Below are 25,521 nucleotides of genomic sequence, written 5' to 3'. Positions count from 1 at the left end.
CCGTATAATTTGTTGTACGACAGTGCCGCAGCGCACCGGGAGGAACGGGTATGGTGGCGGAATCGCCTAGCTCCATCAAGAATGAAGTGGTCGGCGGACGTTATCGCTTGGGTGAGGTTATTGGCCGCGGTGGAATGTCGTCCGTTTACTGTGCCCGGGACGAAAATCTGGGCCGCGACGTTGCCCTGAAGCTCTTTGCCCCACAGGCACCGGACGCCGACGAATTGAAGCGGCAGGAAGCCGAGATCCAGCTTCTGGCGACGCTGAACCATCCGGGACTGGTGACGCTGTTCGACGCCGGGATTGATACCCGCGTCCCCGACGAGCCAAGGCCTTTCCTCACCATGGAGCTCGTGGACGGCCAGGACCTGCGCACCAGGATCCGGCACAGCCGCGTCCCGTTGGAGGAACTGGCAGTCATTGGCGCAGGCATCGCCGACGCGCTGGCGTATGTCCACGGTCTTGGGATCATCCATCGCGACATCAAGCCGGCGAACATCCTGCTGGTACAGATCCGCCCCGGCGAGCCACTGCGCCCGAAGCTCACGGACTTCGGCATCGCCCGGATTGCGGACTCCACACGGCTGACCGCCACGGGAACAATGGTGGGCACTGCCGCGTACCTCAGCCCTGAGCAGGCCCTGGGCCAGCCCCTCTCCCCCGCGACCGACATCTACTCCCTCGGCCTTGTGCTGCTCGAATGCATCAAGGGCACGATTGAATATCCGGGCGGCGCAGTTGAATCTGCCGTGGCCCGCCTCCACCGCGCTCCCGAGATTCCAGAAGACCTGCCGCCTGAATGGGCTGACCTGATTCGTTCCATGACGGCCATCGAACCGCTGGAGCGTCCCGCCGCCGCGGACATCGAAACCGCCCTCAGGCAAGCCTTGGTTTCGCCGGCGTCAACTCCGGGAGAACTCGCTCCGGAGACCACGAGGGTCCTGCCGGCAATGCCGTTCCACCCGCCCTCCATCACTGCTGAAGAATCGGTGGATGAACTGCGTGAGGCGGCAGGACCAGTGGGTGATGCTTCACCGGTTGCCCCTGGGCAAGGGACGAAGGGCAAACAGCCCCGAAAGGAGCGGCCCACAGGATCCCGGCGCAGGCGCCTGTGGCTGGCAGTGCTTCTCGCGGTGGTGCTGTTAGCTGCCGCCACAGCGGCCGTGCTGGCGAGCCTGTCCGCCCAGTCCACACCCGACGTCGTGCCCTACCCCACGGTGACCGGCATCCTTGGTGACCACCTCGAGGAACTTCAAAAGAGCGTGGAGCCATGAGGACCGTGCGGCATATCCCGAGCGGCAGACAGAAGCGGGTTGTGATCTGGACGGCGGCCGTGCTTACGGTCGGGCTGCTGGCTGGCTGCTCTCCCAGCGACCCAGGCCTGCAGCCCGCCACTGCGCGTCAGCTCCAGGCGCGGGTCCTGGAAGTGAGCGAGGCTTCCTCGAGGAATGATCCCGCCACAGCCATGAAAGCCCTCGAAGGTCTTGAGGCGGAGCTGGCCGCGGCACAGAGCAAGGGTCAGATTTCGGAGGAGCGGCGCCAGACCATCACCACCATCGCAGCGGCGGTCCGCGCCGACTTGGAACAGGCTATCGCGGCGGCCGCGAAGGCAGCAGAAGACGCGAAAACCGCAGCGGACCAGGCGGCCGCAGAGACGCCGGCACCATCCACCGGGACGCCGGCACCATCCACCGGGACGCCGGCACCAGCACCGGCTCCCGAGCCCGCTCCGGCCCCCGACTCCGCCTCCCCATCCGAATCCGGAAATGATGACGATAAGAGGGACAACGAGGGCAAAGGCAAAGGCAAAGACTAAACGCTGGCCATCAACGCACGACGACGTCGCCTGAGCAGCGAGCGACGCCGTCGTTCCAGCCCAACAGCAAGGAGGCGACGCCCCAGGAATAACCCGGGGCGCCGCCTCCTTCGCGTTGCCTGGTCAGCTGCCGCCGCAGCCCTCCCCTAGCTCAGGGTGGCGAGAACCTTGTTCAGCGTCGCGGACGGGCGCATCACGGCGGAAGCCTTGGCGTCGTCCGGGTTGTAGTAGCCCCCGATGTCCACCGGCGAGCCCTGGACCTCGGCCAGCTCGCCCACAATCGTTTCCTCCTTCGAGGAGAGCTCCCCGGCGATGGAACTGAACGAGGCGGCCAGTTCGGCGTCGTCCGTCTGCTTGGCCAGTTCCTCTGCCCAGTAGCGGGCCAGGAAGTAGTGGCTGCCACGGTTGTCCAGCTCACCGGCACGGCGGCTGGGCGACTTGTTTTCCAGCAGGAAGGTGCCGGTGGCCCGGTCCAGGGTATCGGCGAGGACCTGGGCGCGGGCATTGCCCGTGGTGGTGGCCAGGTGCTCGAAGCTGACGGCCAGGGCCAGGAACTCACCCAGGCTGTCCCAGCGCAGGTGGTTTTCCTTGAGCAGCTGCTGCACGTGCTTCGGGGCGGATCCGCCGGCGCCGGTCTCGAACAGTCCGCCGCCGTTCATCAGCGGAACAACTGAAAGCATCTTGGCGCTGGTGCCCAGCTCCAGGATGGGGAACAGGTCCGTGAGGTAGTCGCGGAGGACGTTGCCGGACACCGAGATGGTGTCCTCGCCCTTGCGGATACGGTCCAGGGTAAAGGCGATAGCCTTCACCGGGGACATGATCCGGATGTCCAGGCCCTCGGTGTCGTGGTCCTTCAGGTACTCGTTGACCTTGGCGATGAGGTTGGCGTCGTGGGCGCGTTCCTCATCCAGCCAGAACACGGCGGGTGTCTGGGACGCCCGGGCGCGGGTCACGGCCAGCTTGACCCAGTCGCGGATGGGCAGGTCCTTGGTCTGGCAGGCACGCCAGATGTCACCCTCGGAGACCTGGTGTTCGATCAGGACGTTGCCGGAGCCGTCGACGATCTGAACGGTGCCCGCTTCCTGGAGTTCGAAGGTCTTGTCGTGGCTGCCGTATTCCTCGGCGGCCTGCGCCATCAGGCCCACGTTCGGCACGGTTCCCATCGTGGTGGGGTCGTAGGCGCCGTTGGCGCGGCAGTCATCGATGACCACCTGGTAGATGCCGGCGTACGAGCTGTCGGGCAGCACAGCCAGGGTGTCAGCTTCCTTGCCGTCCGGGCCCCACATGTGGCCGGAGCTGCGGATCATGGCGGGCATGGACGCGTCCACGATGACGTCGCTGGGAACGTTCAGGGTGGTAATGCCCTTGTCCGAGTCCACCATGGCCAGGGCGGGACCCTCTTCAAGGCCCTTCTTGATAAGGTTCTGCACGCCTTCGCGCACGTCTTCCGGCAGGTCTTCGAGGCTGCTCAGGATGGCGGCGAGACCATTGTTGGGGCTGATGCCGGCGGCGGCGAGCTGCTTGCCGTAGGTCTCGAAGAGCTCCGAGAAGTAGGCCTTGACCACGTGGCCGAAGATGATGGGGTCCGAAACCTTCATCATGGTGGCCTTGAGGTGGGCCGAGAACAGCACGCCTTCTTCCTTGGCCCGGGCGACCTGTGCCTTCAGGAACTCGTCCAGGGCTGCCGCGCGCATCACGGTGCCGTCGATGACCTCGCCGGCCAGGACCGGGAAGGCCTTCTTCAGGACCTTCACGGAGCCGTCCTCGCGGACCAGCTGGATGGCGATGGTGCCCTCGGACCCGATGACAACCGACTTCTCGTTGGAGCGGAAGTCGTCCTTGCCCATGGTGGCCACATTGGTCTTGGAGTCCGCGGTCCAGGCGCCCATGGAGTGCGGGTTCTGGCGTGCGTAGTTCTTCACGGACAGGGGTGCGCGGCGGTCCGAGTTGCCTTCACGCAGGACCGGGTTCACGGCGGAGCCCTTGATCTTGTCGTAGCGGGAGCGGACGGCCGTCTCCTCGTCCGAGGAAGGGTTGTCCGGGTAGTCCGGCAGCGCGTAGCCCTGGCCCTGCAGCTCCGCGATGGCTGCTTTCAGCTGCGGGATGGAGGCGCTGATGTTGGGCAGCTTGATGATGTTGGCTTCCGGCGTCTTCGCCAGTTCACCGAGTTCAGCGAGGGCGTCACCGATCTGCTGCTCGGGGGTCAGGTAGTCACCGAAAACGGCGATGATGCGGCCGGCGAGCGAAATGTCGCGGGTCTCCACCTCCACACCTGCTGTCGAGGCGAACGCCTCGATGATCGGCAGGAACGAATAGGTAGCCAGCATCGGCGCTTCGTCGGTGTGGGTGTAGATAATCTTGGACATGCGCGGGCGTCTCCCTGTGGGTCGGCTTGGTTGTGAAAATTCGGTCTATTTCACCATGTACAACTTACCCGAGGACGCCGGTTTGAACCCTACTGGGGCTTTAGGATTACCCTGCCGGCTGGCAGGATTACAGCGATGGAGAACGGCCGACGACGTCACGCGCCCCGGCGCCCTGCCGCGGCGGTTCTTTCGGTTCCGGCCAGTGACTAAAGGCGCCGGCAAGCCGTACACGATAGGTCACTAGTATTTACATACTTGTCATGTGACGATAAATTCGCTAAGTCACTCTTGGCCCGTACTGGGGGCCGCACTCCGTTCAGACAGGACAACAATGACACGCACCAGGTCTCTGGCTACTGGCTTCCTGAGCCTCTCAGCCGCCGCCGCTCTGGCACTAAGCACTGCCGGCGGGGCCGCCGCTGCACCGGCCGATTCCGAGGACAAAAAGTACCCGTCTGTAGTCAGTGAAGTCCTGGATGCCGCCGGTGTGGCCGACTACTGGACATCCGACCGCATGCGCAGTGCCATTCCCGGGGACGTTTTGGCGGGCAAGGCCCTGGAGAGGGGCAACCGTGCGAGCGCACTGCTTGTGGAAAAGGGCAAGAAGAGTGAGGCCAGGGCCACCAAGGGCAAGCCGACCATCGCCCAAAACGAAGCCCCGGTCAAGCACGTCGGCAAGGTCTTCTTCACGCTCGGCAGCACCAACTACGTCTGCTCGGGCAACGCCGTCGCCTCTGGCAACGAAAGCACAGTGGCCACAGCCGGGCACTGCCTCAACGAGGGACCCGGCGAATTCGCCACCAACTTCCTTTTCGTGCCAGCCTACGAAAACGGCACCGCCCCTTACGGAGAGTGGACCGCCACGTCATTGCACGCACCCACCCAGTGGAGCTCCAAAGGTGACATGGCGTATGACACCGGCTTCGCCGTGGTGGGCCCTAATGACGCGGGCCAGACGCTGACCGACGTCGTTGGCGGATCCGGAGTGCTCTTCAACCAGCCGTACGGCCTGAACTACAAGGCGTTTGGCTACCCCGCCGCATCACCGTTCAACGGCGAGACCCTCAAGAGCTGCACCGGAACTGCCGGCAGCGACAAACGCAATCCCCAGTTCGGTTCGCAGGGTATTCCGTGCGATATGACAGGCGGATCCTCCGGCGGCCCGTGGTTTATCCAGACGAGCACGGATACCGGGGCCACCGGATTCCAGAACTCAATCAACAGCTACGGCTATAACAACGGCTCAGCTGTCATGTACGGACCCTATTGGGGATCCGTCATCAAGGAGGCCTACGACTTTGCGTCAACACGCTGAGGAAACTCCGGAGGGCGGGGATTCCGTCAGCCACAGCGATGTAACTCAGTCCCGCGAGGAGATCCTCGAGTACTGGACACAGCAGCGGATGGCGGAAGCCAAGCCCCGGGAGCTCCGGCTTCCCGGGAAGGGTCCACGGCCCGAGCAGGAGGGTGCGGACACCGGTGAGCCGAGGTCCGGAACTCCTGACCAGGACTAAGCCTCCCAACAACGACGGCGCCCGTCCCCTTCGCGGGGCGGGCGCCGTCGTTCATTCACTGGGCCCAGGCCGGCAGGGTTCCCTGGCCGAGCTTGCGAGGTTAGGGGGCCGGTTTGGGCCCAGGCCGGCAGGGTTCCCTGGCCGAGCTTGCGAGGTTAGGGGGCCGGTTTGGGCCCACGCCGGCAGGGTTCCCTGGCCGAGCTTGCGAGGTTAGGGGGCCGGTTTGGGCCCAGGCCGGCAGGGTTCCCTGGCCGAGCTTGCGAGGTTAGGGGGCCGGTTTGGGCCCACGCCGGCAGGGTTCCCTGGCCGAGCTTGCGAGGTTAGGGAGCCGGTGGGGATCAGTGGAAGAAGTGCCGCGCACCCGTGAAGTACATGGTGACGCCGGCTGCATTCGCTGCCGCAATGACTTCCTCATCCCGCACGGAACCGCCGGGCTGGACCACCGCGCGGACACCGGCGTCGACCAGGATCTGCAGGCCGTCCGCGAACGGGAAGAAGGCGTCGGAGGCTGCTACGGCCCCGCGGGCGCGCTGGGGTGCCCCGCTGGCGTCGGTGTTCGAGGCACCGCCCGCTCCTTCGACGTCGGACTCCACATTCACGCCAAGCGTGTTGGCCCGCTCCACGGCCAGGCGGCAGGAATCCAGGCGGTTGACTTGTCCCATGCCAATGCCCACGGCTGCGCCGTCCTGGGCAAGGAGGATGGCGTTGGACTTTGCCGCCCGGCAGGCGGTCCAGGCGAAGGCCAGGTCCGCGAGGGTCTTTTCGTCAGCGGCTTCGCCGGCAGCAAGGGTCCAGTTGGCTGGGTTGTCACCGTCGGCATCAACCTTGTCGCTGACCTGGACCAGGACTCCGCCGGATACCTGGCGGATCTCCGAGGGGTAGCGGCCGTAGCCTTCGGGCAGGGCGAGAAGCCGGATGTTCTTCTTCTTGGACAGGATCTCCACGGCCTCAGGTTCGAAGCCCGGGGCGATGACAACCTCAGTGAAGATGTCCTTGACGGTGTTTGCCATGCCGGCGGTCACGGTGCGGTTGGCTGCGATGACGCCGCCAAACGCGGAGACGGGATCGCAGGCGTGGGCCTTCGCGTGGGCGTCGGCGATGGGATCGGCGGCATCCGTGGAGCCGACGGCTACGCCGCAGGGGTTGGCGTGCTTGATGATGGCAACGGCAGGTTCGCTGAAGTCGTACGCGGCGCGAAGGGCGGCGTCGGCGTCCACGAAGTTGTTGTAGCTCATGGCCTTGCCGTGCAACTGGTCAGCCTGCGCGATGCCGGCCGGAGCGGCCTTGTCCACGTAGAGGGCTGCCTGCTGGTGCGGGTTCTCGCCGTAGCGAAGCACCTCGGAGCGTTCCAGCGAGAGGCCGGCATAGGCGGGCCAGTCGATGACGCCGTCGCCGTCTTCATCCAGGAACTGGCTCGCGGTCCACGTTGCCACGGCGTTGTCGTAGGACGCCGTGTGGGCGAAGGCCTTGGCGGCCAGCCGCCGTCGGGTGTTCAGGTCGAAGCCGCCCTCAGCGGCTGCGGTAACCACCTGTCCGTAGAAGGAGGGATCCACCACAATGGCGACGGCGGCATGGTTCTTCGCGGCGGAGCGCACCATGGCGGGGCCGCCGATGTCGATCTGTTCCACGACGTCGTCCTGCGCAGCGCCGGACTTGACGGTTTCCACGAACGGGTAGAGGTTCACCACCACCAGATCGAAAGGTTCGATCTCCATCCTGGTGAGCGTCTCCATATGCGCCGGGACGCGGCGGTCGGCAAGGATGCCGCCGTGAACGCGCGGGTGCAGGGTCTTGACGCGGCCGTCCAGCATTTCCGGCGAACCGGTGACTTCCTCGACTTCCTGGACGGGGATGCCGGCCGCTGCGATCTTCTTGGCCGTGGAACCGGTGGACACCAGCTTCACTCCAGCTGCATGCAGGCCCTGGGCGAGCTCCTCCAGACCGGTCTTGTCGTACACCGAGATCAGGGCCCGGCGGATGGGAACACGGTCAATGGTTACGCGCTCATGCTGCGTGAAGCTCACAAATGTCTCCGTCTTATGTCGCGGAACAGTGCCGCGGTTGGTGGGGATACGGCCAGTTTATCGCGAAGTGCAGCTGGCCCCCGGTGCAGGCGGAAGTGTGAAGGTCAGCGGGCCCGGCTAGAGTTCTTTCAGGAGGCTGCGATGAATACTTACACCACTGTGCCGAGCGGCGAGCAGGTGGTCCAGGAACTGCCCTGGCGATGGAAAGTCCAGGGCAGGATCTTTGTGATCGGCGGCCTTGGTTTTATGTTTGATGCCTGGGATGTGACGCTGAACGGCATCCTCATTCCGCTGCTCTCCACGCACTGGGCCCTTACCCCGGGTGAAGTGGCCTGGGTGGGCACGTCAAACCTGATCGGGATGGCCCTTGGTGCTTTTGTCTGGGGCACCATCGCGGACACCATCGGACGCAAGAAAGCCTTCACGGCCACACTGCTGATCTTCTCCCTCTTCACCGTGCTCGGGGCGTTCTCCCCCGACTTCATCTGGTTCTGTGTGTTCCGGTTTATGGCGGGCTTCGGCCTGGGCGGCTGTATCCCCGTGGACTACGCCCTGGTAGGTGAGTTCACTCCCCGCAAGCAGCGCGGCAAGGTTCTCACCGCGATGGATGGCTGGTGGCCGGTGGGGGCAGCGCTGGCAGGTTTTGTGTCGGCGGGGCTTGTGGCCGTGTACGGAGACTGGCGGCTGACCATGCTGGTGATGGTCCTGCCGGCGTTACTGGTGTTCTGGGTCCGCCGGAGCGTCCCGGAGTCCCCGCTGTTCCTGATCCGTAAGGGCCGGCGCGAGGAAGCGGCCAAGGTCATCGATGGCCTGGTGGCAGCAACGGGGGCGGAAGCCCGTGCCTACAGCCTGCCCGACGCGAAGGAAGTGCCACGCCTGTCCGCCGGCAGCGCCTGGCACCAGCTGCGCCTGGTGTGGCAGTTCAACTGGAAGATCACGGCCGCGGCCTGGTCCCTGTTCTTCTCGATCCTGCTGGTCTATTACCTGTCCCTGACCTGGATGCCGCGGATCCTGATTGGTGCCGGCTTTGCCGAGTACAAGGCGTTCGTCACCACTGCGTCCATGGCTGCCGTCGGGCTGTTGGGCGTCGTTGTGGCGGCCCTTCTCGTGGAACGGGTGGGCCGCAAATGGATCCTTGCCGTCACCGGGCCGTTATCGGCCCTGACCCTGGTGATCGTTGCGATTGTGGTGGACATCCCCACGGCGGCCGTTTTCTGGCTCTTGGTGTTCGGGTTTGTGGTCCAGGTGGCCATCCCGGTGCTTTACGCCTACGTGTCAGAGTTGTACCCCACCGAGCTGCGCGGAACCGGCTTCGGGTGGGCGTCCACATTCTCCCGGCTCGGTGCAGGCTTCGGGCCGCTGATCTTCGCGAACTACTTCTGGCCCGAGCTGGGCCTGGCAACGTCCTTTGCCCTGGCCGGCGGGCTGGTGCTGATGGCCGTGCTGTGGATGGCGTTCTTCTCCCCCGAAACGAAGCAGCGCCGCCTCGAATAAACACCTCCCCCTCCCACCTTCCCAACTAGGTAGCGCTAAGTGTCGTTTTCGACCCTCGTAACGACACTTAGCGCTACCTAGTTTTCCTTGCCGGGTAACCAGCCCCGGATCAGGAGCGCTGAGCGGACCCTGGCCACCGCCGGCCGGGCATCCCTCTCCATGTGCCGCTTTGAAATCCTCACGACCAACCAGCCGGCACGGGCGAAGTCCTCTTCACGGGCAATATCGCGGACGATCTGCACCGCCTCGGAGTGGCCCTCGCCGTCGTACTCCACCGCCACCTTCTGTTCCGGATAGCTCAAGTCAGGCTCGCGAACGACGCCGGCACCCAGCTCGGTGGGCACGTTCAGCCAAGGTTCGGGCAGGCCCGCGTCCTCCAGTGCCAGCCGCAGCCTGGTTTCAGGGGCGGAATCCGATCCCACCCGCGCCCGGTCGAGGGCAACCCGGGCCTTCCTGATCCCGGGCGTCCCCTTGTGCCGGTTGAGCATGTCGTCGAGATCCTCCCGCGTTGCATGGGGTCCTGACCTGCCCTCGAAGTCCGGCCTTGGAACGCGAAGCAAGTGATCCGCCACCACGGTCAGCTCTTCGATGCTCATCTTGCGGGAGCAGTCCAGCCAAGTCCTCACCCGCGAAGTGACCAGCAGCCCGGAATGATTTACGATCTCGTCAGCGAAAAACTGCCCGCGATGTCCCTTCACACCGGGCCGACGCATGATGGCAACGGTGTCAGGCCGCGAGATGTGGAGCAGTGGCTCGTCACTGCCCGGGAGGAAGCCCGGAAACTCCCACAGGAGAAAGGCCGAGGCGTGCGAAGCGGCCGCAAATTCAGTGACCAAAGTGTAGGGACGGATACGCGGGGCGAGGTGTGATGCATCGCTGGCATCCGGCACCCGGATTCCCCGGCTTGGCCAAAGCAAGCCATGGTGACGCAGACGTCGTCGGCTGATGCCGGCGTCGACCGCTTCCTGGAACGTGAACGGCAAAGATGCCAGAGGGTCAGGCAGTTGGCTTGGAACCTTCATTCGCCCATCGTGGCAGGTGGGGCGGAATGCCGCAGAGGTTATCCACAGCCTTGCCCGCCCATGCCCAACTAGGTAGCGCTAAGTGCCGTTATGAGGGCTGAAAACGACACTTGGCGCTACCTAGTTGGGTGGGGAGGACGGTTTAGGCGTGCGTGGGGTGGGTGGCGGCGAGCGTGGCAAGGGTGGACACCAGGAGCCGGCGCTCCACCACCTTGATGCGCTCGTGCAGGGTTTCCTCCGTGTCGGACTCCTCGATGGCCACGGCCTCCTGGGCGATGATGGGCCCCGTGTCCACGCCGGCGTCGGCCCAGTGCACGGTGCAGCCGGTGACCTTCACGCCATACGCCATCGCGTCCCGCACGCCGTGGGCGCCCGGGAAGGCCGGGAGCAGTGCAGGATGGGTGTTGAGGTATTTGCCGTTGAAGGCGTCAATGAACTCCGGGCTGACGATCCGCATGAAGCCGGAGGAGACCACCACATCCGGCTCGTACGCCGCTACGGCCTCGGTCAACGCAGCATTCCACTCTGCCCGGTCCGGGTAGGCCTTGAAGTCCACCACAAACGTGGGAATGCCGGCGGCTGCGGACCGTTCCACCCCGAAGGTACCCGGCCGGTCGGCCCCCACTGCGGCGATTTCAACATCCAGTGCCCCTGCCTGAACCGCGTCGATAACTGCCTGAAGATTGGACCCGGTTCCGGAAACGAGGACTACGATGCGCATGGCACTAGCTTATGGGCAGGCTCGCGTAGGCTGGAAAACATGAACAGCACACCGGAACCGGCCGGGCGGCAGCGCACAAAACAGCCGCTCAGCGAGGCAGCCAAGGCCTCGCTCGGCAAAACCCACACCCTGTTCCGGATCTTCGTGGTGACGGTGCTGGGCGCCTTCTTTGTCTACCAGCTGGACGTCAGCTACCTCTGGCTCACCGCAGTCCTGACAGCCGCCAGCATTGCCCTCGGTGTGGTGTTGCTGGTCCGGGCCGCCCGGCTGAAGGAGTCCCGCCTTGTCCTTATCGGCACCATCTCGGGGCTGGTGGTGTCAGCGATCATGGTGCTGCTGATCCTGGTCACGGCACTGTTCTTCGACGAAGTGCGCGATTACCAGGCGTGTGTTGGCCGGGCGCTCACGGACCAGGCACAGTCGGCATGCCGGGTGCAGCTGGAGGGGTCGCTGCCCTCGCAGCTCCCCTAACGGCCGCCCCTCCCCTGCAGGCGGCAGCTCCCGAAACTACCGGACCAGTTCGGCGTCTGCTTCCTTTGCCGCCTGCTCCCGTTCCAGCCAGGGTCCCGCTGCGTAGCCAATCACGACGCCGGCGCCCACCTCCGCCGCCACCCAGACTCCCGTCCAGAACGGATCTGGACCGATGTCCGTGAGGCGCCCGATTCCGGCCGAGCCCCGTGCCAGCCAGGCCAGGCCGGCGGTCAGCAGCCCTGCAGCCAGCCCGCACAGCACGCCCAGCACCAACGTCGAAACGGTAGCTGTAAACCAGCGTGCGCGGACCTTGATGGCAAGCCACTCGTCAAAATGGTTTTCCCCTTCGCGCAGGAACCACCAACCCGCCAGCACACCGGCCAAAACCGGAACGATCAGGGCAACGAAGGCGTAATCCAGGGATCCGGACGGGATGGCAGCCAGCACCGGAATGGAAGGCAGCGGGCCAACAGCAGTGCCGAGCGGGCCCGCCTGGGAACCAAGGCCCATCGCGAAGCCGGAGCCGGATGACCAGGCCAACGCAAAGACCACCAGGTTGGGCAGGAACCCCAGTTGCGCAACGGTGAGCGCGGCACCTCCCACCGCGCCGGCGTCGAGCGCTTCATAAACCGCAACCACCAGGTTCCAGTGGATGAACAGGTTTACAGCCAGCAGCAACGCGGCCAGCGCCAGTGCTGACAGCACCGCCACAAAACCCGCCGTCGCGGCGGAAGCGAGGTAGGACCCTGCCCAGCGCGAATGCTGGCTGGTGCGGGAAATCCAGTCCACGGCGTCGACGCCGATCAGCCGGCTCCAGGAGCCTGCCTCCCGGCGGGCGCCGATCACCATGCCGAGGGCGTAGGGAATGAGGGGGATGAACATCGCGTGCCAGGGATTAATGGCGACGTCGGGCGTGCGGCAGATGAAGCCTGTTGCCGCTCCGAAGGCGGAATACACAAGCCAGGAACCAAGGAGTGCTTGCCACAGCTGGTCCGTGTAGGAGGCCCGGGCCAGCCGGCGGCCCGCGCGCCAGGCGAGCAGGAACGGGATCATGGTCAAGCCAAGCGGAAAAAGCGTGAGCAGACCAGAGCCGGAGTTGGCGGCGTCCGGGCCGACAGCAATGAGTTCCAATGGCACTCCGTGAACCAGCAGCCAGGACTGCCCGGCCAGGCGCGCAAGAAAGTCAACGGCGCCGTCCTGGAACCCGGCGGTAGCCCAGACCGCAATGATCGGAGCAAGCACCACCAGTGCCGAGATGATGGCTGCCTGGGCCGTTTCGAGGGCACCCTGCAGCCACAAGGGCATGGGAAGGCCACGGTCTCCGGTCTGATCAGCGCTCAGTTTCATCGTTTTCCATGGTGTCACGGCGGCACCGCCCGGCCCGGGACCGACAGGCGCCATGCCGGAGCGATACCTTCGATGAACCTTGCACCGGCGCTTTTCACCTGCGCCCGCCGTAAAATTTAAACCGTCCACAATTAGTGGTTGGAGGCAAGAAATGACTACCGCATCCCACCATGCGCACGGCGTTCACTTTGGACGGGCAGACGTCCAGAACGTGGGCATGGGAGTGGGAATTGTTCTAATGCTGGTGGGAGTCCTGGGCTTCATCCCGGGCGTCACCACACAATACAGCGAACTGATGTTCCTCGGACCGGCTTCGCACGCCATGTTCCTGGGGCTGTTCCAGGTGTCCATGCTGCTCAACATTGTGCAACTGGCCATCGGCGCAACCGGCTGGGCTATGTCCCGCACAGAACATGGAGCACGGAATTTTCTCCTGGGAGCAGGCGCGCTGTACATCGTCCTGGCTATCTTCGGGCTCATTGTCGGAGTGGACTCAGCGGCGAATTTCCTGTCGCTGAACATGATGGACAACTGGACGCACCTGGTGCTGGGCATCGTGATGATTGTTGCTGGCTGGCTGTTCTCGCGGAATACAACCGCGGACAGGACATAACCCGGAATCCGTAACCCGGGAAAACAGGAGCCGCGAATGAAGGAAGAACCCTAAGTTCTGAAGATATTCGTCCTACTGGCTGGTGCAGTCGCCGCTTCCCGCGCGGCTGCATCAGCATCTGGCGAGCCGGCCCGCACCAGCAGCTGGCCGGCCCGGCACAATGAGAAAGTTCCGCATGCACAACGACGCCGGGAGCCCCCAAGTGGACTCCCGGCGTCGGTCGCTGTGCGGGTGCGTCAGCGCCGGTCCGTTCAACGGCGCGTCAGCAGAACGCGAGCGGCGTGTGTCAGCGGCGCTGGTCGCGGTCGACGCCGTGGCCGTCGGCCTCGATGTGCTCCTTGCGGACTTCCTCGTTGACCGTCACGTCTTCCTGTACCACGTCCTTGTCCAGGCGGACGCGCTCCACCGGGACCGCTTCCTTCTGCACCACGGGGCGTTCCTCATGCAGGACCACCTCGTGTTCTTCCTCGCTGATGTCCGGGCCATCAAGTGCCGCGCCGCGGTTCGCGTCCGTGATCGGCTCCCGCTCCAGGCGGACCTCTTCACGCTGCACGGGAACAGTCTTGGTGACGTTTTCCGTGGTGACGTACTTGCGGAGCCTTGCCCGGCCGGCAGCTTCCCGCTCGGTACCGACGCGGAGCTGTTCCTCGGAACGGGTCATGGCGTCATCGGTGGTGGGGCCGGACGTGTCGTGGCCCACGGTCTCGCGGTCAGAAGCGTAGCCCGCGGTGCCGCGGTCAGAAGCGTAGGTGCCGGTGCCGGTGCCGGTGTCGGTGCCGGATGCGTAGCCGGAGGTACCGGCGTTGGGGGTGCCGGCGTTCAGGTCGGCGTCGCCCTGCAGATCCACATCTTCGCGGGTGTCGTCGCGTGTGTCCGAGTAGGTCCGTGCGCCGCGGTCGTAGTAGGTGTACAGGCGGTCCTCTTCCTCAGGGGTGAGGTGCCCGTCGACGTCGACACGCGGGGCGTCCTTGACGTGGTCCTTGCTGTACGGCACCACCAGGTCGTCGCCCTGGCTGTGCGCGCCCTCAACGGGGACGAAGGACTGGGACGTGCCAAAAAGGCCCGTCTTGACGGTGACCCATGTGGGCTCGCCGGTATCGTCGTCTGCGTAGAGCTGACCGATCGAGCCGATCTTCTCGCCGTCGGAACCGACGACGTTGCCGCCCTTGTTGAGCAGGCTTTCAATGTTTTCCCGATTGAGCATGACGTCTCCTTGGATGTGTCGTTGCGCGCGGTCAAGCTAGCCATGGATGTTCCGGCGCCGGTGTAACCGGCCTCGGCCTCCGCCCCCTCTGCTGAAGGCTTTCAGCTAACTGCCCCCATACCGTAAGCATGCTTAGCATCAAAAGGGAAGCCTACTTAGTAATTTTTCTCTATGTCGGACCGTCAAAACCCCGGCTGACGAGCCACTTTGTCGGAAAAAAATTCCGGCCGTTAGGGGAGCGACACGTGCCGGTGCCCGATGCCCAGCAGGGAGGCGGCAGCCTTGATGTCGGCCGCTCGATGACCAAGGCACAGGGCCCAGTGGTGGCCCGTTCCGGTCTGGCTCCACCCGTCAACCCAGAGGCCGGGATCGCCGCCAAAATCCACGCGTGATGTGGTGTTGCCAATGGCCAGCAGCGGGCCTGGCACCACAGTCCCTTCCGATGTTACGAAGACGTAGCTGCCGTCGGGGTCCTGGCCCAGGCCGAGAGTGGTGACCGGTCCGGGCTGGACGTCGAACTCCACTGAAACTCCCCAGCCGCGTTTCCCGTGGTAGACGCCGAGTCCGCGCAGGAGTGGATCCTTCGAGGAGACGGCAAGGTGGGCGGGTCCGTCATGCCCCATTTCCACTACGTTGTCGAAAAAGTTCAGCGCCTGGATCTCCGTAAACGAACCCCCTGCGCCCATGGCCTGGGCAGCAAGCATGGCGATTGAAGTCCGCAGCTCGTACTCCCCCGCCATGGGAATGCCGCGCGCCGTAAGGATGGAGGAGCCCAGAATCATGCCGGCACCCAGCCGCTCGTGTTGTTCTCCCGCAAGCCCGCGGTGGTAGTAGGCCACCGAGTCCAGGTCGAAGTCCTCCACCAGCCGGTCCAAGCCAACGGAGACCCTGGCACCCCAGGCGAAGTCGTCGTCGTTGACCGACTCATCCAGCACAAACAACTCCCGTGCCAGGTCGAGCCGATCGGACACCTCGGCGTCGGTGACAGCCTTCACGCGCTCACGCAGGTCATCGAACTCGAGCACTTCAACGTGCGAACCGAAAGTAGTGGAAACCGTGGTCAGGTCGGTGGCGACGTCAAGCATGCCCGGATAGAGGTGGCCCATCAGGCCGTGCCGCGCGTTCCGAAGCCTCGCGCGGACGCCGGCGGCGTGCACCCACCGATTTATGCGTTCCCAGGCGGAATCCTGCTGCAAATGCCCCGAGACGGACCGGAAGTCGATCCCCGCCCGGCGGAAGACGTTGGCCACTTCCGGGACCGGGCATTGGCCGCAGTAGGCGAGCCAGGCGCCCGTATCGAAGTTGGCGTGGTCCATCGCTTCCGTGGGCTGGAGGTCGATCACCAGTACCGGACTTCCGGAGCGCTGGGCCACCGGCAGAACCATCGAGGAGGTCAGGTAGGTGGCGAGGAAGATGACGATCAGGTCGCAGTCGGCCCGCCGAAGCATTTCTCCCGCCGTTACGGCCTGGGTGGCATCGGAGATGAATCCTGCGTCCACCACCTCCGCGTCCAGCTCCCTGAAGCGGGCCGTGACGTACCGGGCTGATTCCTCCAGCTGCGGCAGGAGGCCGGGGAACTGGGGCCAGTAGGCTCCCAGCCCTCCGGACACCAGGCCGATCCGGGTTGGCCGCCGCCGATGGGGCTCCAGTAAGGCAGCAGCATTCTTCTTGGTGGGCGGCATAACAACCTTCCATTCCGCTGACTCCGAGCAGCGCGGGGCACGGAAGACCGGGCGGCATGGAGGAGCCCGCCCGGCCTGGGCACCGATGCGCTAGAAGTTGTACTGGTCGATGTTCTGGGCGTTGAAGACGGTTGGCGGGCCAACAATGACCACGCCGCCTTCTTCAATGGTCCGGTCCCCCAATTCACCTGCAGTGAACGTGTCACCGGGAGCGCCGGTGATCTTTCCCTCCACAAGGGCCTTGCCGGCGAACGCAGCGACGTAACCGAGCTGGGCGGGATCCCAGAGGGCGAATTCCTTGACGGTGCCGTCCTTGACGAACGGCCGCATCTCGTTGGGCAATCCCAGTCCGGTCAGCGCAACCTTGCCCTTGTAGGCGGAGGTGGAGAGGTACCGGGCGGTGGCGGCGATACCCACGGTGGTGGGCGAAATGATGCCCTTAAGGTTCGGGTGTGCCTGCAGCAGGCCCTGGGCTTCCTGGAACGACTTGGTGTCATCGTCGTCGCCGTAGACCTTCGCCACCAGCTTGATGTCCTTGTAGGCCGGGTTGGACGCCAGGTCCTCCTCCATGAACTTGATCCATTCGTTCTGGTTGGTGGCGTTTGCCGTGGCGGACAGGATGGCGATCTCACCCGAACCGCCGATTTGGTCCGCGATCAGCTTCGTCTGGATCAGGGCCACTTCCTTCGCTACCACCTGGCTGATGAACACATCACGGCAGTCGGGGTTGGCGTCCGAGTCGAAAGCGACGATCTTGGCACCGGCGGAACGGGCCTCGCCCAAAGCCGTGCAGACGGCGTCGGGATCGTTGGCGGCAATGACGATGACGTTGGTCCCCGCCTGGGTTTCGGCGTTGATGAATGAGACCTGGCTGGACGCCGACGCTTCGAGGGGGCCAACCACCTGGGAGGAGGCGAACCCGGCTTCCTGCGCGCCGTCCTTTCCGCCGCCGAGGACAACGTCGGTGTAGGGGTTGTTCAGCTGCTTGGGGATGAACGTGATTTTCTGGTCTTCAACGGCGGCAGAGGTCTCCCCCGTTGTTCCCGTGCCGCCGCTGCACGCCGTCAGGGCCAGCGCCGCGGCGGCCGTGATGGCCACCAGCGGAGCGAAGTGTGCGCGCCTGCCGGTGCTTTTTCGGTTCAACATCATTGTTTTTCCTTTTCCCTATGCGGTCGGTTCACGGTGCGGTCGGTTCACGGTGCGGTCGGTTGGCGGTGGTCGTTTCACTGGACGCCATCAGGTGCCCTGCCGCTGCCGGCGGGTGTGCTCCGGCTGAAGCTCTGACGGACCCGCCGGGCATGCCGCCATTCCCGGACGGCGGCGCCGATGCTGGGTGCCACCACCGAGAAAATGAGCAGCAGGCCGGTCACGGTAATGAGAACGACGTCGGACACCCTCCCCAGGCGCAGGGCATAGTTCAGGCTGCCGATCAGCAGCACGCCGGCCACCACCCCCGGAATGGTGCCCTTGCCGCCGAAGATCGAGACGCCGCCGAGGAGCACAGCAGCAATGACGGCCAGCTCCAGGCCGGATGCGTTGTCGCTGCGCGCACTGGTGTAACGCAGCGTCCAGTAGATCCCGGCCAGGGCTGACACCGCGCCGGAAGCCACATAAAGCCAGAATTTGCTCCGCGCCACGTCGATGCCTACGAAGTTGGCTGCCTCCTTGCTGTAGCCCATCGCGTACAGCCCGCGCCCAAAAGGCGTGAAATGGAGCAGGACGCCGAAGAACACCATGATGAGTACGACGCCGATCATCACCGTGGGGATGCCGGTGGCGCCGAGCTTGGAGGTAAAGAAGGCTGTCAGCGGCTTGGGAAAGTTGGCTACCGCGTTGTCCCCGATGACCACCAGGGCAAGGCCCCGGAAGAGGGCCAGTGTTCCGATGGTGACCGCCAACGAGGGCAAGCCAAGGACCGCAATCAGGAAGCCGTTGAACATGCCGGCCCCTATTCCGGCCAGCAGGCAAAGGGCCAGCACCAGCCAGATATCCAGCCCGGCCGCCCAGAGCACGCCCATCAGCGCGCTGGTCAACCCGGCGATACTTGCCACCGACAGGTCGATTTCTCCGGTGACGATGATGAGCGTCATTGGCATCGCTATCAGCAGGACGGGGATGACATCCAGGAGCAGGAAGCCCGTGGTCACCGGCGAAGCGAAGCGCGGGATGGCGATGGCGGCGTACATCAGGAACGCCAGCAGGACGTAGATGGTGATGGCGTCACGGCTGGTCAGGATGCGGGCAGCACCCGTTTTTCCTTTTGGCTCTGTGGCTAGCGGCTTGGTGCTGTCGGCGACCGGCACGGCTGTGGGAGTGCTGCTGGGAGTGGTGGTCTCAGACATTCCGGGCCTCGCTTATCCGCAGTTTCCGGGCCGTCCGCAGGCTGGCCAGGCGGTCAATGACGATGGCCGTCAGGATCAGGATGCCCACGATGGCCTGCTGCCAGAACTTGTCCACCCGAAGAGCGGTCAGGGAACTGGTGATGGTGGTCAGCAGCAGGGCTCCGAGGGCTGCACCGGCAACCGTCCCGCTGCCGCCGAAGATCGCCACTCCGCCCACCACCGCCGCAGCCACCACGTCAAGTTCCATCCCGGTCCCGGTGGTGGCGCCGACTGAGTTGAAGCGGCTGGCGTAGAGCACTCCGGCCAGGCCGGCGAGGGCTCCGTTGGCGAGGAAGGCAAGGAACACGCGTTTGGACACTTTGATGCCGAGGACCTTCGCCGCTTCCGGGTCCGATCCGATGGCATACAGGTCCCGGCCGGGGCGGGTGCCCGCCATATAGACCGCAACCGCCGCGACCACCGCGATGGCGAGCAGGGTGATGATGGGGAAGCCCAGAACCGTGTCCACGGACAGCGCGCCGAATGCCTCCGGCCGGTCCCCGGCGAAGTACTGCTTGCCGCCGGCCCACGCGTTGTTCAGTCCGCGGAACACGTAGAGGGTGCCCAGGGTGATGACCAGCGCCGGCACCATGGCCACAGTGACCAGGAACCCGTTCACCATGCCGAGCAGGGCGCCGAAGGCCATGCCAAGGAGCAGGACCGCCAGGATGGGAAGGTCGGGCATTGCAGCGAAAATCGAGCCGGTGCCAAAGGCAACCAGCCCCAGCATGGAACCGACGGACAGATCGATGTTCCTCGTGATGATGAGCAGGGTCTGCCCGGCCGCCAGGATAACGATGATGGTGGCGTTGAGGAGCAGGTCCTTGACTCCTTGCGGGGACAGGAACAGCGGATTGTTGAGGAAGGTGATGAGCACCAGCAGCGCCAGCGCAATCAGGACGGGAAGTTCACGCAGGCGCAGCAGCGAACCGAATCCGCCGCTGCCGCCGCCGGCGCGGGCCGCGGTCGTGCCTTTTTCCTCGTGCCTCAGCGTGGAACTCATTCCGTAACTCCTGTCGAGGAGGTGGCCGCGTGCATCACGGATTCCGGATCCGCATCCGCCCTGTCCAGCTGGGCGGTAATCCGGCCCTCGCGCATCACGAGGACACGGTCTGCCATGCCCAGGACCTCGGGGAGCTCGGAGGAGATCATCAGGATGGCGATGCCACGGCCGGCCAGGTCGGAGATGAGGCGGTGGACCTCACTCTTGGTGCCCACGTCGATGCCGCGGGTGGGTTCGTCGATGATGAGCAGCTTCGGGTCCGTGGCCAGCCACTTGGCGAGCACCACCTTTTGCTGGTTGCCGCCGGAGAGCGTGGACACCGCGTGCTCCTGGGAGCCGGCCTTCACCTGCAGCCGTTTGCTCCACTCCTTTGCGGCAGCACGCTCCTTGCCGCCGTTGATGAGCCCTGCGGTCACGAATTTGTTCCGCAGGGTGAGCGTTACGTTCCGGGCCACCGACAAATTCATCACCAGGCCCTGCTTGCGCCGGTCTTCCGGCACAAAGCCCAGGCCTGCGGCGATGGCGGCCTGCGGGTTCCGGGCCTTCAGCGGCTTTCCCTCCACCGAAACCTGTCCCGAGTCGTAGGGGTCGATGCCAAACACGGCGCGGGCAACCTCGGTCCTGCCTGCACCCACCAGGCCGGCGAGGGCAACGATCTCACCGGCCCGGACGTCGAAGCTGATGTCACGGAAAACTCCGGACCTGCTGAGGCCGTCAACTTTGAGGACGGTGTGCCCGATGTCCGCCTCGGCCTTGGGGAAGAGGGTTCCGATGTCGCGGCCCACCATTTCCCGGACAATCTTTTCAACGGTGACCTCGGCGGTCCGGTGGGTTGCAATGTAGCGCCCGTCCCGCATCACCGTGATCCGGTCGCAGAGATCGAACACCTCATCGAAGCGGTGCGAGATGAACAGGATTCCGGTCCCTTTGTCCCGCAGGGCGCGGGCTACGGCAAAGAGCCGCTCCACTTCCACCCCGCTGAGTGCGGCGGTGGGCTCGTCCATGACCAGCACCCTGGCGTCCAGCGAAATGGCCTTCGCGATCTCGATGATCTGCTGGTCCGCAATGGAAAGCCCCTCCGCCGCGCGTGACGGATCAATGGGGACTCCAAGCCGGCCGAACAGTTCACTGGCCTGCCGCCGCATCTCGGCACGGCTGATCAGCCGCGACCGTCCCTTGGGCTGCCGGCCGATGAAGATGTTTTCCGCCACTGTGAGGTCCGGGAACAGGGTGGGCTCCTGGTAGATCACGGAAATGCCGGCGGCCTTGCTCTCTGCCACACTGCGAAAGTGGACGGGCTCGCCGCTGAGCCGGAAGTCCCCGGAATCGGGGTGATAAAGGCCGGCGAGGATCTTCACCAGGGTGGACTTGCCCGCGCCGTTCTCCCCCACCAGCGCGTGGATCTCCCCGGCCCGGATCTCCACTGTGCCGTCTGCCAGGGCCACCACCGGGCCAAAGGTCTTGGCAGCGCCGGTCAGCGAGAGCACCGGCTCGTCCTGCCGGGTCCCTTGACCGGGCTGCGGCATTTCACTGCGATCTTGCTGCATAAAGGAACCGCGTCTCTGAGGTTTATGCTTCGCCAATGAATCGTTTCACAACATCCAAGTGACCTGAATCATAAATCCCGCTGAACAGCACGGTCAATAGAATTGGCGGGCCCCGGAGTATTCGTGATTGATCCGTGCTCAAAAAGGTAGGGACCGGCGTCCTGATGTTTCCCAAACTTTTCCCCCGGCGTCACATCCGGTCCCCCGCGCGGCAACGCCGCCCGCCCACCGTGGAGGGGTGAGGATCGCAATTGTCGCTGAATCATTCCTGCCGCTGATGAACGGCGTAACGCATTCCATCCTGCGCGTGTTGGAGCATCTCGAGGACCGGGGCGATGACGTCCTGGTCATCGCGCCCTCCACGCTGGACGGGGAAGCGCCGGAGCGCGTCAAGGGCGCGGAGATCCACCGGCTGCCTGCGGTGCCGTTGGCCGGATATACAAACGTCAGGGTAGCGATGGGTGGTGTGTACCGGGTCAAGCGAATCCTTGCCGACTACGCGCCGGACGTCGTGCACCTGGCCTCGCCTTTCGTCCTCGGCTGGCGGGCTGCCCAGGCGGCCCACCAGTTGGGCATCCCCACCGTGGCCATCTACCAGACCGAAGTTCCCAGCTACGCGGCCCGGTACGGTGTGCCGTTCCTGGAGAACTGGGCCTGGAACCGGGTGGAAAACATCCACCTGCTCGCCACCCGCACCCTGGTGCCGTCCACGTTCGCGCTGAACCAGTTGCGCGGCCGCGGCATCCCGAGGGTGCAGATGTGGCGCCGGGGCGTGGACACGGCCCGGTTTTCGCCGGAAAAGCGCGACGACGGGTGGCGGGCTGCCGTGGCTCCCGGCGGTGAGCGGATCATCGGCTACGTGGGCCGTCTGGCCGTGGAGAAGCAGGTGGAGGACCTGGCTGCCCTGGCCGGAGTGCCCAACACCAAACTGGTGATTGTGGGCGACGGGCCGCAGCGGGCGGCACTGGAGGAAGCCTTGCCGGCCGCAGTTTTCACCGGGTTCCTGGGCGGCGCGGAACTGGCACGTGCTGTTGCATCCTTTGACCTGTTCGTCCACCCCGGCGAGTTCGAGACGTTCTGCCAGACAATCCAGGAGGCCATGGCCTCCGGTGTGCCGGTGGTGGCCACCGGCCGCGGTGGGCCCCTTGATCTGGTGGAGAACTCCCGGACTGGCTGGCTCTACGAACCCGGGGACCTGTCCGGCATGCGCGCCCGCGTCCTGGACCTGATGGGCGACGACGCCAAGCGCCGCGCGTTCGCGGCAGCGGCCCACGCCTCCGTGCAGGACAGGACGTGGCCCGCGCTCTGCAGCGAACTGGTCCGGCATTACCACTCCGTGACCAGTAGTGAGCCGGTGGTTGCGCCGGGCCCACGCCCGCCGGGTTCCCTGGCCGGGCCTGCGAGGTTAGGGCACGGGTGGGAACTGTGAAAATTTCCGTGATCGGGTGCGGCTACCTCGGCGCAGTGCACGCCGCCACACTGGCGTCCATGGGCCACACTGTGGTGGGCGTCGACGTCGACCCCGGCAAGGTGGAGCAGCTTGCACGCGGCGCGGCCCCCTTCCACGAACCCGGGCTGGACGAACTGCTGCAGGACGGGCTGGCGACCGGCAGGCTCAGCTTTGCCACAACTGCGGCTGCCGCCAAGGGCGCCCAGGTGCACTTCCTGTGCGTGGGCACGCCCCAGCACAAAACGTCCGACGCCGCCGACCTCACCTACCTGGTGTCCGCCGCGGAGGCGCTGCTGCCGCACCTCGCGGCGGGCGCCGTCGTCGTTGGAAAATCCACTGTGCCCGTGGGCACGGTGGACATGCTTCGCGGCCTGCTGGCCGCGCGGCCCGATGTGCTGCTGGGCTGGAACCCCGAGTTCCTGAGGCAAGGCACCGCGGTGAAAGACTCGTTGGTGCCGGACCGGCTGGTTTACGGCGTGGAAGGCGGCCGCACCGCCGCGTTCAACCTCCGGACCGGGGCGCCGCTGGGCGTCACGGCCGCCCTGGACGCGGTGTACGAGCCGCTGCTCGCCGCCGGAATTCCCCGCCTGGTCTGCAACTTCGCCACCGCGGAACTCATCAAGTCAGCGGCGAACGCTTACCTGGCCACCAAAGTCAGCTTCATCAACGCCATGGCCGAGCTGTGCGACGCTTCGGGCGCGGACGTGGCGGAATTGAGCGAGGCAATGGGGATGGACCCGCGGATCGGCGGGCGGTACCTGCACGCCGGGCTGGGTTTCGGCGGCGGCTGCCTGCCCAAGGACATCCGCAGCTTCCGGTCCCAGGCATCAGCCCTCGGCGTCGCTGCCGTGGACGACTGGATGCGGCTGGTTGATACCGTGAACCTGGGCCAGCGCGGGCGTGCCGTCTCCCTGGCCGCTGAACTCTGCGGCGGCAACCTCGCAGGGCGCTCCCTTACCGTGCTGGGTGCGTCCTTCAAACCGGACACGGACGACATCCGGGATTCCCCCGCCCTTGACGTTGCCGACCGTCTCGCGGCTTCCGGTGCGCATGTGACGGTCACGGATCCCAAGGCAGTGAACCACGCCTGGCGCCGCTATCCCCGCCTTCGATTCGAGGCCTCCACCGAACGGGCGCTCGAGGGCGCCGAGCTGGTACTGCTGCTCACCGAGTGGGACGAATACCGCCGCCTTTCCCCGGCCATTGCGGGCGGGCTGGTACGACGGCGGGTGGTGCTGGACGCGCGCAACGTCCTGGACGCTGCGGCCTGGCAGGCCGAAGGCTGGCTGGTCCGGGGCCTTGGGACAGGACGCACGGAAGATCAGGCGCTGGAGAGGGCTCTCCCCCGGGCCTAGCTCAGGAGGGAGGCCCAGCTCAGGGGGAGGCCCAGCTCAGGAAGGAGGCTCAGTTCAGGAGGCCGAGCTCGGCGAAGGCGAGCGCCACGCCGTTTCCGGATGGTCCGGCGGTAATGCGGTCAGCAACCGCCAGCACAGCCGGGTGCCCGCCTTCCACTGCGATCCCCACAGCGGCGTACTCAAGCATCTCAATGTCGTTGGCGCTGTCTCCGATGGCCACGATGTCCGCACGGTCAAGCCCGAGGTGCGCCTCTACCACCTGGATGCCTACGGCCTTGTGGGTTCCGGCCATAAAGATTTCCCCGGCCCTGTCGCCCAGGGCGGAGAGGGAACTGGGGATCAGCCCAACCTGCGGCCCGAGCCCGTCCACCAGCTGCCGCAGCGGCACCGGCGAATCGAAGCAGGATATTTTGGCGTACGACGTTGTGCGCAGGTTGTCGCTGTACTGCATGGGGCCCAGGATGTCCTCCAGGGGATCCACATCAGTGCTGAGGATTCCGTCGTGCTGTGGGCGTCCGGCGAAAATGGGTCCAAGCACCTCCCGCAGCCTCTGGTCCACGCCCGTGCGGCCGTGCAGGGCCTCGGGTGCTTCCAGGATGTAGGCGGCGTCATGGGCGTCCAGCGTCTCCACAATCCTGGCGGCCAGCTCCGGTTCGAATCGTGTGTCCTTCAGGACTTGTCCCCCACACTCCACCCGTGCGCCGGCTCCGGTGATGCTGCCGTCAAAACCGGCTTCCAGGATATGGCCGGGGACCATGGACAGCGGCCGCCCGGTGCAGACGAAGACCAGGTGTCCCAGCCGACGGGCGGTGCGGACGGCCTTCACATGGGCTTCCGGGGCCAAACCGTGGTCAGCGTAGGTGCCGTCGATATCGAGGAAGATGGCGCGCGGGCGGACGGTCTGCTGGCTGGACATGCCGGAGCTCCTAGTTGGATAGCGGGATAGTCAACTCTATCGAAGAGCGTTCACACCCGCGGAATCCCTGATTTCGCTGCTGCTTCCCCAGCCCTGCCAAGAAGCTGCATTCCCACCGCCCAAACTGACAGCCATCCCGTAATAAACAAGCCTTGAAGTGTAGTAAGCACACTGCTTGAATTATGGAACCGGAAATGGGGGCCCGGCACAACTTAACTGATTAAGGAGTGACAACATGGGTATTCTCGGATTTCTCATTTTGGGCCTGATCGCCGGAGCTATTGCAAAGGCCATCCTGCCGGGCCGTCAGGGGGGAGGATGGGTGATGACCCTGGTCCTCGGGGTTGTCGGCGCTATTCTGGGCGGCTGGATCGGCTCCCTGATCTTCGGTGGCGGACTGGCTGAATTCTTCGATATCCGCACGTGGCTGCTGGCCATTCTTGGGTCGATTATCGTGCTGCTGGTTTACGGTGCAGTCACCAACCGCAGCCATCGCCGGGTGTAGCCGCCAAACACATTTCATAAGGGCAGGCGCCGTTCTCCGCAAGCGGAGGGCGGCGCTTTTGCTTGCCCGCCTGCCCCGAGCGGTCCGCGG

22 protein-coding genes are annotated in these 25,521 nt (G+C 65.2%); 10 read left to right on the top strand and 12 right to left on the bottom strand.

Annotated elements, in window-relative coordinates:
* Window positions 1-50: 50 nt before the first annotated feature.
* Both G6R19_RS08855 and G6R19_RS08850 read left to right on the top strand, forming a co-directional pair.
* Window positions 51-1,274, top strand: a complete 1,224-nt coding sequence (locus G6R19_RS08855) for a serine/threonine-protein kinase (protein ID WP_163164206.1) — start codon at window positions 51-53, stop codon at window positions 1,272-1,274.
* 41 nt (window positions 1,275-1,315) lie between these two features.
* The gene (locus G6R19_RS08850; protein WP_240341815.1) at window positions 1,316-1,816 is read left to right on the top strand and encodes a hypothetical protein; all 501 of its coding nucleotides are present in this window, start codon (window positions 1,316-1,318) and stop codon (window positions 1,814-1,816) included.
* A gap of 146 nt (window positions 1,817-1,962) precedes the next feature.
* On the opposite strand, the gene G6R19_RS08845 is transcribed toward G6R19_RS08850, so the two are convergent.
* Entirely contained in the window at window positions 1,963-4,182 is a 2,220-nt protein-coding gene (locus G6R19_RS08845; protein WP_163164204.1) for an NADP-dependent isocitrate dehydrogenase, read from the bottom strand.
* A 331-nt stretch (window positions 4,183-4,513) separates the two neighbouring features.
* Between G6R19_RS08845 and G6R19_RS08840 the strand changes: the two genes are divergently transcribed.
* Window positions 4,514-5,497 (top strand): hypothetical protein, encoded by a 984-nt coding sequence (locus G6R19_RS08840; protein ID WP_163164203.1) that lies wholly within the window; start codon window positions 4,514-4,516, stop codon window positions 5,495-5,497.
* The gene (locus G6R19_RS08835; RefSeq protein ID WP_163164202.1) at window positions 5,481-5,696 is read left to right on the top strand and encodes a hypothetical protein; all 216 of its coding nucleotides are present in this window, start codon (window positions 5,481-5,483) and stop codon (window positions 5,694-5,696) included. Before G6R19_RS08840 ends, G6R19_RS08835 begins: the two co-directional genes overlap by 17 nt.
* Before the next feature lie 338 nt (window positions 5,697-6,034).
* Here the strand turns inward: G6R19_RS08835 and purH are convergent, their stop codons facing one another.
* Entirely contained in the window at window positions 6,035-7,720 is a 1,686-nt protein-coding gene (purH, locus tag G6R19_RS08830) for a bifunctional phosphoribosylaminoimidazolecarboxamide formyltransferase/IMP cyclohydrolase (RefSeq protein WP_163164201.1), read from the bottom strand.
* Between the two features lie 141 nt (window positions 7,721-7,861).
* Here purH and G6R19_RS08825 point away from each other — a divergent pair, with 141 nt between their 5' ends.
* Entirely contained in the window at window positions 7,862-9,214 is a 1,353-nt protein-coding gene (locus G6R19_RS08825) for an MFS transporter (protein WP_163164200.1), read from the top strand.
* Window positions 9,215-9,291: 77 nt separating this feature from the next.
* On the opposite strand, the gene G6R19_RS20390 is transcribed toward G6R19_RS08825, so the two are convergent.
* Both G6R19_RS20390 and purN read right to left on the bottom strand, forming a co-directional pair.
* On the bottom strand, window positions 9,292-9,840 hold the full coding sequence (locus G6R19_RS20390; RefSeq protein WP_240341814.1) for a DUF559 domain-containing protein: 549 nt from the start codon (window positions 9,838-9,840) through the stop codon (window positions 9,292-9,294).
* A gap of 538 nt (window positions 9,841-10,378) precedes the next feature.
* On the bottom strand, window positions 10,379-10,957 hold the full coding sequence (purN, locus tag G6R19_RS08815; protein ID WP_163164199.1) for a phosphoribosylglycinamide formyltransferase: 579 nt from the start codon (window positions 10,955-10,957) through the stop codon (window positions 10,379-10,381).
* A gap of 39 nt (window positions 10,958-10,996) precedes the next feature.
* Between purN and G6R19_RS08810 the strand changes: the two genes are divergently transcribed.
* The gene (locus G6R19_RS08810) at window positions 10,997-11,428 is read left to right on the top strand and encodes a hypothetical protein (protein WP_163164198.1); all 432 of its coding nucleotides are present in this window, start codon (window positions 10,997-10,999) and stop codon (window positions 11,426-11,428) included.
* 36 nt (window positions 11,429-11,464) lie between these two features.
* Here the strand turns inward: G6R19_RS08810 and G6R19_RS08805 are convergent, their stop codons facing one another.
* Window positions 11,465-12,775: a DUF6350 family protein gene (locus G6R19_RS08805; protein WP_163164197.1), complete on the bottom strand. Its 1,311-nt coding sequence runs from the start codon at window positions 12,773-12,775 to the stop codon at window positions 11,465-11,467.
* Window positions 12,776-12,926: 151 nt separating this feature from the next.
* Between G6R19_RS08805 and G6R19_RS08800 the strand changes: the two genes are divergently transcribed.
* A complete protein-coding gene (locus G6R19_RS08800) occupies window positions 12,927-13,388 on the top strand; it encodes a DUF4383 domain-containing protein (protein WP_163164196.1) in 462 nt (153 codons plus the stop codon).
* 286 nt (window positions 13,389-13,674) lie between these two features.
* On the opposite strand, the gene G6R19_RS08795 is transcribed toward G6R19_RS08800, so the two are convergent.
* From G6R19_RS08795 to G6R19_RS08770, 6 genes are all read right to left on the bottom strand, one after another.
* Window positions 13,675-14,592 carry a PRC and DUF2382 domain-containing protein gene (locus tag G6R19_RS08795; protein WP_163164195.1) on the bottom strand — a complete coding sequence of 306 codons (918 nt, stop codon included), beginning with the start codon at window positions 14,590-14,592 and terminating at the stop codon, window positions 13,675-13,677.
* A gap of 230 nt (window positions 14,593-14,822) precedes the next feature.
* Window positions 14,823-16,274 (bottom strand): L-fucose/L-arabinose isomerase family protein, encoded by a 1,452-nt coding sequence (locus G6R19_RS08790; protein ID WP_163164194.1) that lies wholly within the window; start codon window positions 16,272-16,274, stop codon window positions 14,823-14,825.
* Window positions 16,275-16,364: 90 nt separating this feature from the next.
* Window positions 16,365-17,423 carry a rhamnose ABC transporter substrate-binding protein gene (gene rhaS, locus G6R19_RS08785; protein WP_163164193.1) on the bottom strand — a complete coding sequence of 353 codons (1,059 nt, stop codon included), beginning with the start codon at window positions 17,421-17,423 and terminating at the stop codon, window positions 16,365-16,367.
* Between the two features lie 74 nt (window positions 17,424-17,497).
* Window positions 17,498-18,616 carry an ABC transporter permease gene (locus tag G6R19_RS08780; RefSeq protein ID WP_163164192.1) on the bottom strand — a complete coding sequence of 373 codons (1,119 nt, stop codon included), beginning with the start codon at window positions 18,614-18,616 and terminating at the stop codon, window positions 17,498-17,500.
* Window positions 18,609-19,658 (bottom strand): ABC transporter permease, encoded by a 1,050-nt coding sequence (locus G6R19_RS08775; protein WP_163164191.1) that lies wholly within the window; start codon window positions 19,656-19,658, stop codon window positions 18,609-18,611. The genes G6R19_RS08780 and G6R19_RS08775 overlap by 8 nt, the downstream gene beginning before the upstream one ends.
* Window positions 19,655-21,184, bottom strand: coding sequence for a sugar ABC transporter ATP-binding protein (locus tag G6R19_RS08770; protein ID WP_163164190.1), 1,530 nt, complete (start codon window positions 21,182-21,184; stop codon window positions 19,655-19,657). Before G6R19_RS08770 ends, G6R19_RS08775 begins: the two co-directional genes overlap by 4 nt.
* Before the next feature lie 259 nt (window positions 21,185-21,443).
* Between G6R19_RS08770 and G6R19_RS08765 the strand changes: the two genes are divergently transcribed.
* Together G6R19_RS08765 and G6R19_RS08760 are read left to right on the top strand one after the other, a co-directional pair.
* Complete coding sequence (locus G6R19_RS08765; protein ID WP_240341813.1) at window positions 21,444-22,634, top strand: glycosyltransferase family 1 protein; 1,191 nt, start codon at window positions 21,444-21,446, stop codon at window positions 22,632-22,634.
* Entirely contained in the window at window positions 22,631-24,010 is a 1,380-nt protein-coding gene (locus tag G6R19_RS08760; RefSeq protein ID WP_163164189.1) for a UDP-glucose/GDP-mannose dehydrogenase family protein, read from the top strand. The genes G6R19_RS08765 and G6R19_RS08760 overlap by 4 nt, the downstream gene beginning before the upstream one ends.
* A gap of 49 nt (window positions 24,011-24,059) precedes the next feature.
* Here G6R19_RS08760 and G6R19_RS08755 read toward each other — a convergent pair whose 3' ends face one another.
* Complete coding sequence (locus tag G6R19_RS08755; protein ID WP_163164188.1) at window positions 24,060-24,926, bottom strand: HAD family hydrolase; 867 nt, start codon at window positions 24,924-24,926, stop codon at window positions 24,060-24,062.
* 235 nt (window positions 24,927-25,161) lie between these two features.
* Here G6R19_RS08755 and G6R19_RS08750 point away from each other — a divergent pair, with 235 nt between their 5' ends.
* The gene (locus G6R19_RS08750; protein ID WP_163164187.1) at window positions 25,162-25,431 is read left to right on the top strand and encodes a GlsB/YeaQ/YmgE family stress response membrane protein; all 270 of its coding nucleotides are present in this window, start codon (window positions 25,162-25,164) and stop codon (window positions 25,429-25,431) included.
* Window positions 25,432-25,521 lie beyond the last annotated feature (90 nt).

This window comes from Arthrobacter sp. Alg241-R88, assembly GCF_900537115.1.
In the GTDB taxonomy this organism is placed as follows: domain Bacteria; phylum Actinomycetota; class Actinomycetes; order Actinomycetales; family Micrococcaceae; genus Arthrobacter.
This window is presented reverse-complemented; position numbering and strand designations above follow the sequence as displayed.

What these genes read in the sequence shown, in the direction of transcription:
- G6R19_RS08770 (WP_163164190.1), bottom strand. Translation starts at nt 21,184, where the DNA reads ATGCCGCAGCCCGGTCAAGGGACCCGGCAGGACGAGCCGGTGCTCTCG.
- G6R19_RS08845 (WP_163164204.1), bottom strand. Translation starts at nt 4,182, where the DNA reads ATGTCCAAGATTATCTACACCCACACCGACGAAGCGCCGATGCTGGCT.
- G6R19_RS08805 (WP_163164197.1), bottom strand. Translation starts at nt 12,775, where the DNA reads ATGAAACTGAGCGCTGATCAGACCGGAGACCGTGGCCTTCCCATGCCC.
- G6R19_RS08775 (WP_163164191.1), bottom strand. Translation starts at nt 19,658, where the DNA reads ATGAGTTCCACGCTGAGGCACGAGGAAAAAGGCACGACCGCGGCCCGC.
- G6R19_RS08800 (WP_163164196.1), top strand. Translation starts at nt 12,927, where the DNA reads ATGACTACCGCATCCCACCATGCGCACGGCGTTCACTTTGGACGGGCA.
- G6R19_RS08780 (WP_163164192.1), bottom strand. Translation starts at nt 18,616, where the DNA reads ATGTCTGAGACCACCACTCCCAGCAGCACTCCCACAGCCGTGCCGGTC.
- G6R19_RS08790 (WP_163164194.1), bottom strand. Translation starts at nt 16,274, where the DNA reads ATGCCGCCCACCAAGAAGAATGCTGCTGCCTTACTGGAGCCCCATCGG.
- G6R19_RS08755 (WP_163164188.1), bottom strand. Translation starts at nt 24,926, where the DNA reads ATGTCCAGCCAGCAGACCGTCCGCCCGCGCGCCATCTTCCTCGATATC.
- G6R19_RS08825 (WP_163164200.1), top strand. Translation starts at nt 7,862, where the DNA reads ATGAATACTTACACCACTGTGCCGAGCGGCGAGCAGGTGGTCCAGGAA.
- G6R19_RS08855 (WP_163164206.1), top strand. Translation starts at nt 51, where the DNA reads ATGGTGGCGGAATCGCCTAGCTCCATCAAGAATGAAGTGGTCGGCGGA.
- G6R19_RS08750 (WP_163164187.1), top strand. Translation starts at nt 25,162, where the DNA reads ATGGGTATTCTCGGATTTCTCATTTTGGGCCTGATCGCCGGAGCTATT.
- G6R19_RS08840 (WP_163164203.1), top strand. Translation starts at nt 4,514, where the DNA reads ATGACACGCACCAGGTCTCTGGCTACTGGCTTCCTGAGCCTCTCAGCC.
- G6R19_RS08810 (WP_163164198.1), top strand. Translation starts at nt 10,997, where the DNA reads ATGAACAGCACACCGGAACCGGCCGGGCGGCAGCGCACAAAACAGCCG.
- purN (WP_163164199.1), bottom strand. Translation starts at nt 10,957, where the DNA reads ATGCGCATCGTAGTCCTCGTTTCCGGAACCGGGTCCAATCTTCAGGCA.
- rhaS (WP_163164193.1), bottom strand. Translation starts at nt 17,423, where the DNA reads ATGATGTTGAACCGAAAAAGCACCGGCAGGCGCGCACACTTCGCTCCG.
- G6R19_RS08795 (WP_163164195.1), bottom strand. Translation starts at nt 14,592, where the DNA reads ATGCTCAATCGGGAAAACATTGAAAGCCTGCTCAACAAGGGCGGCAAC.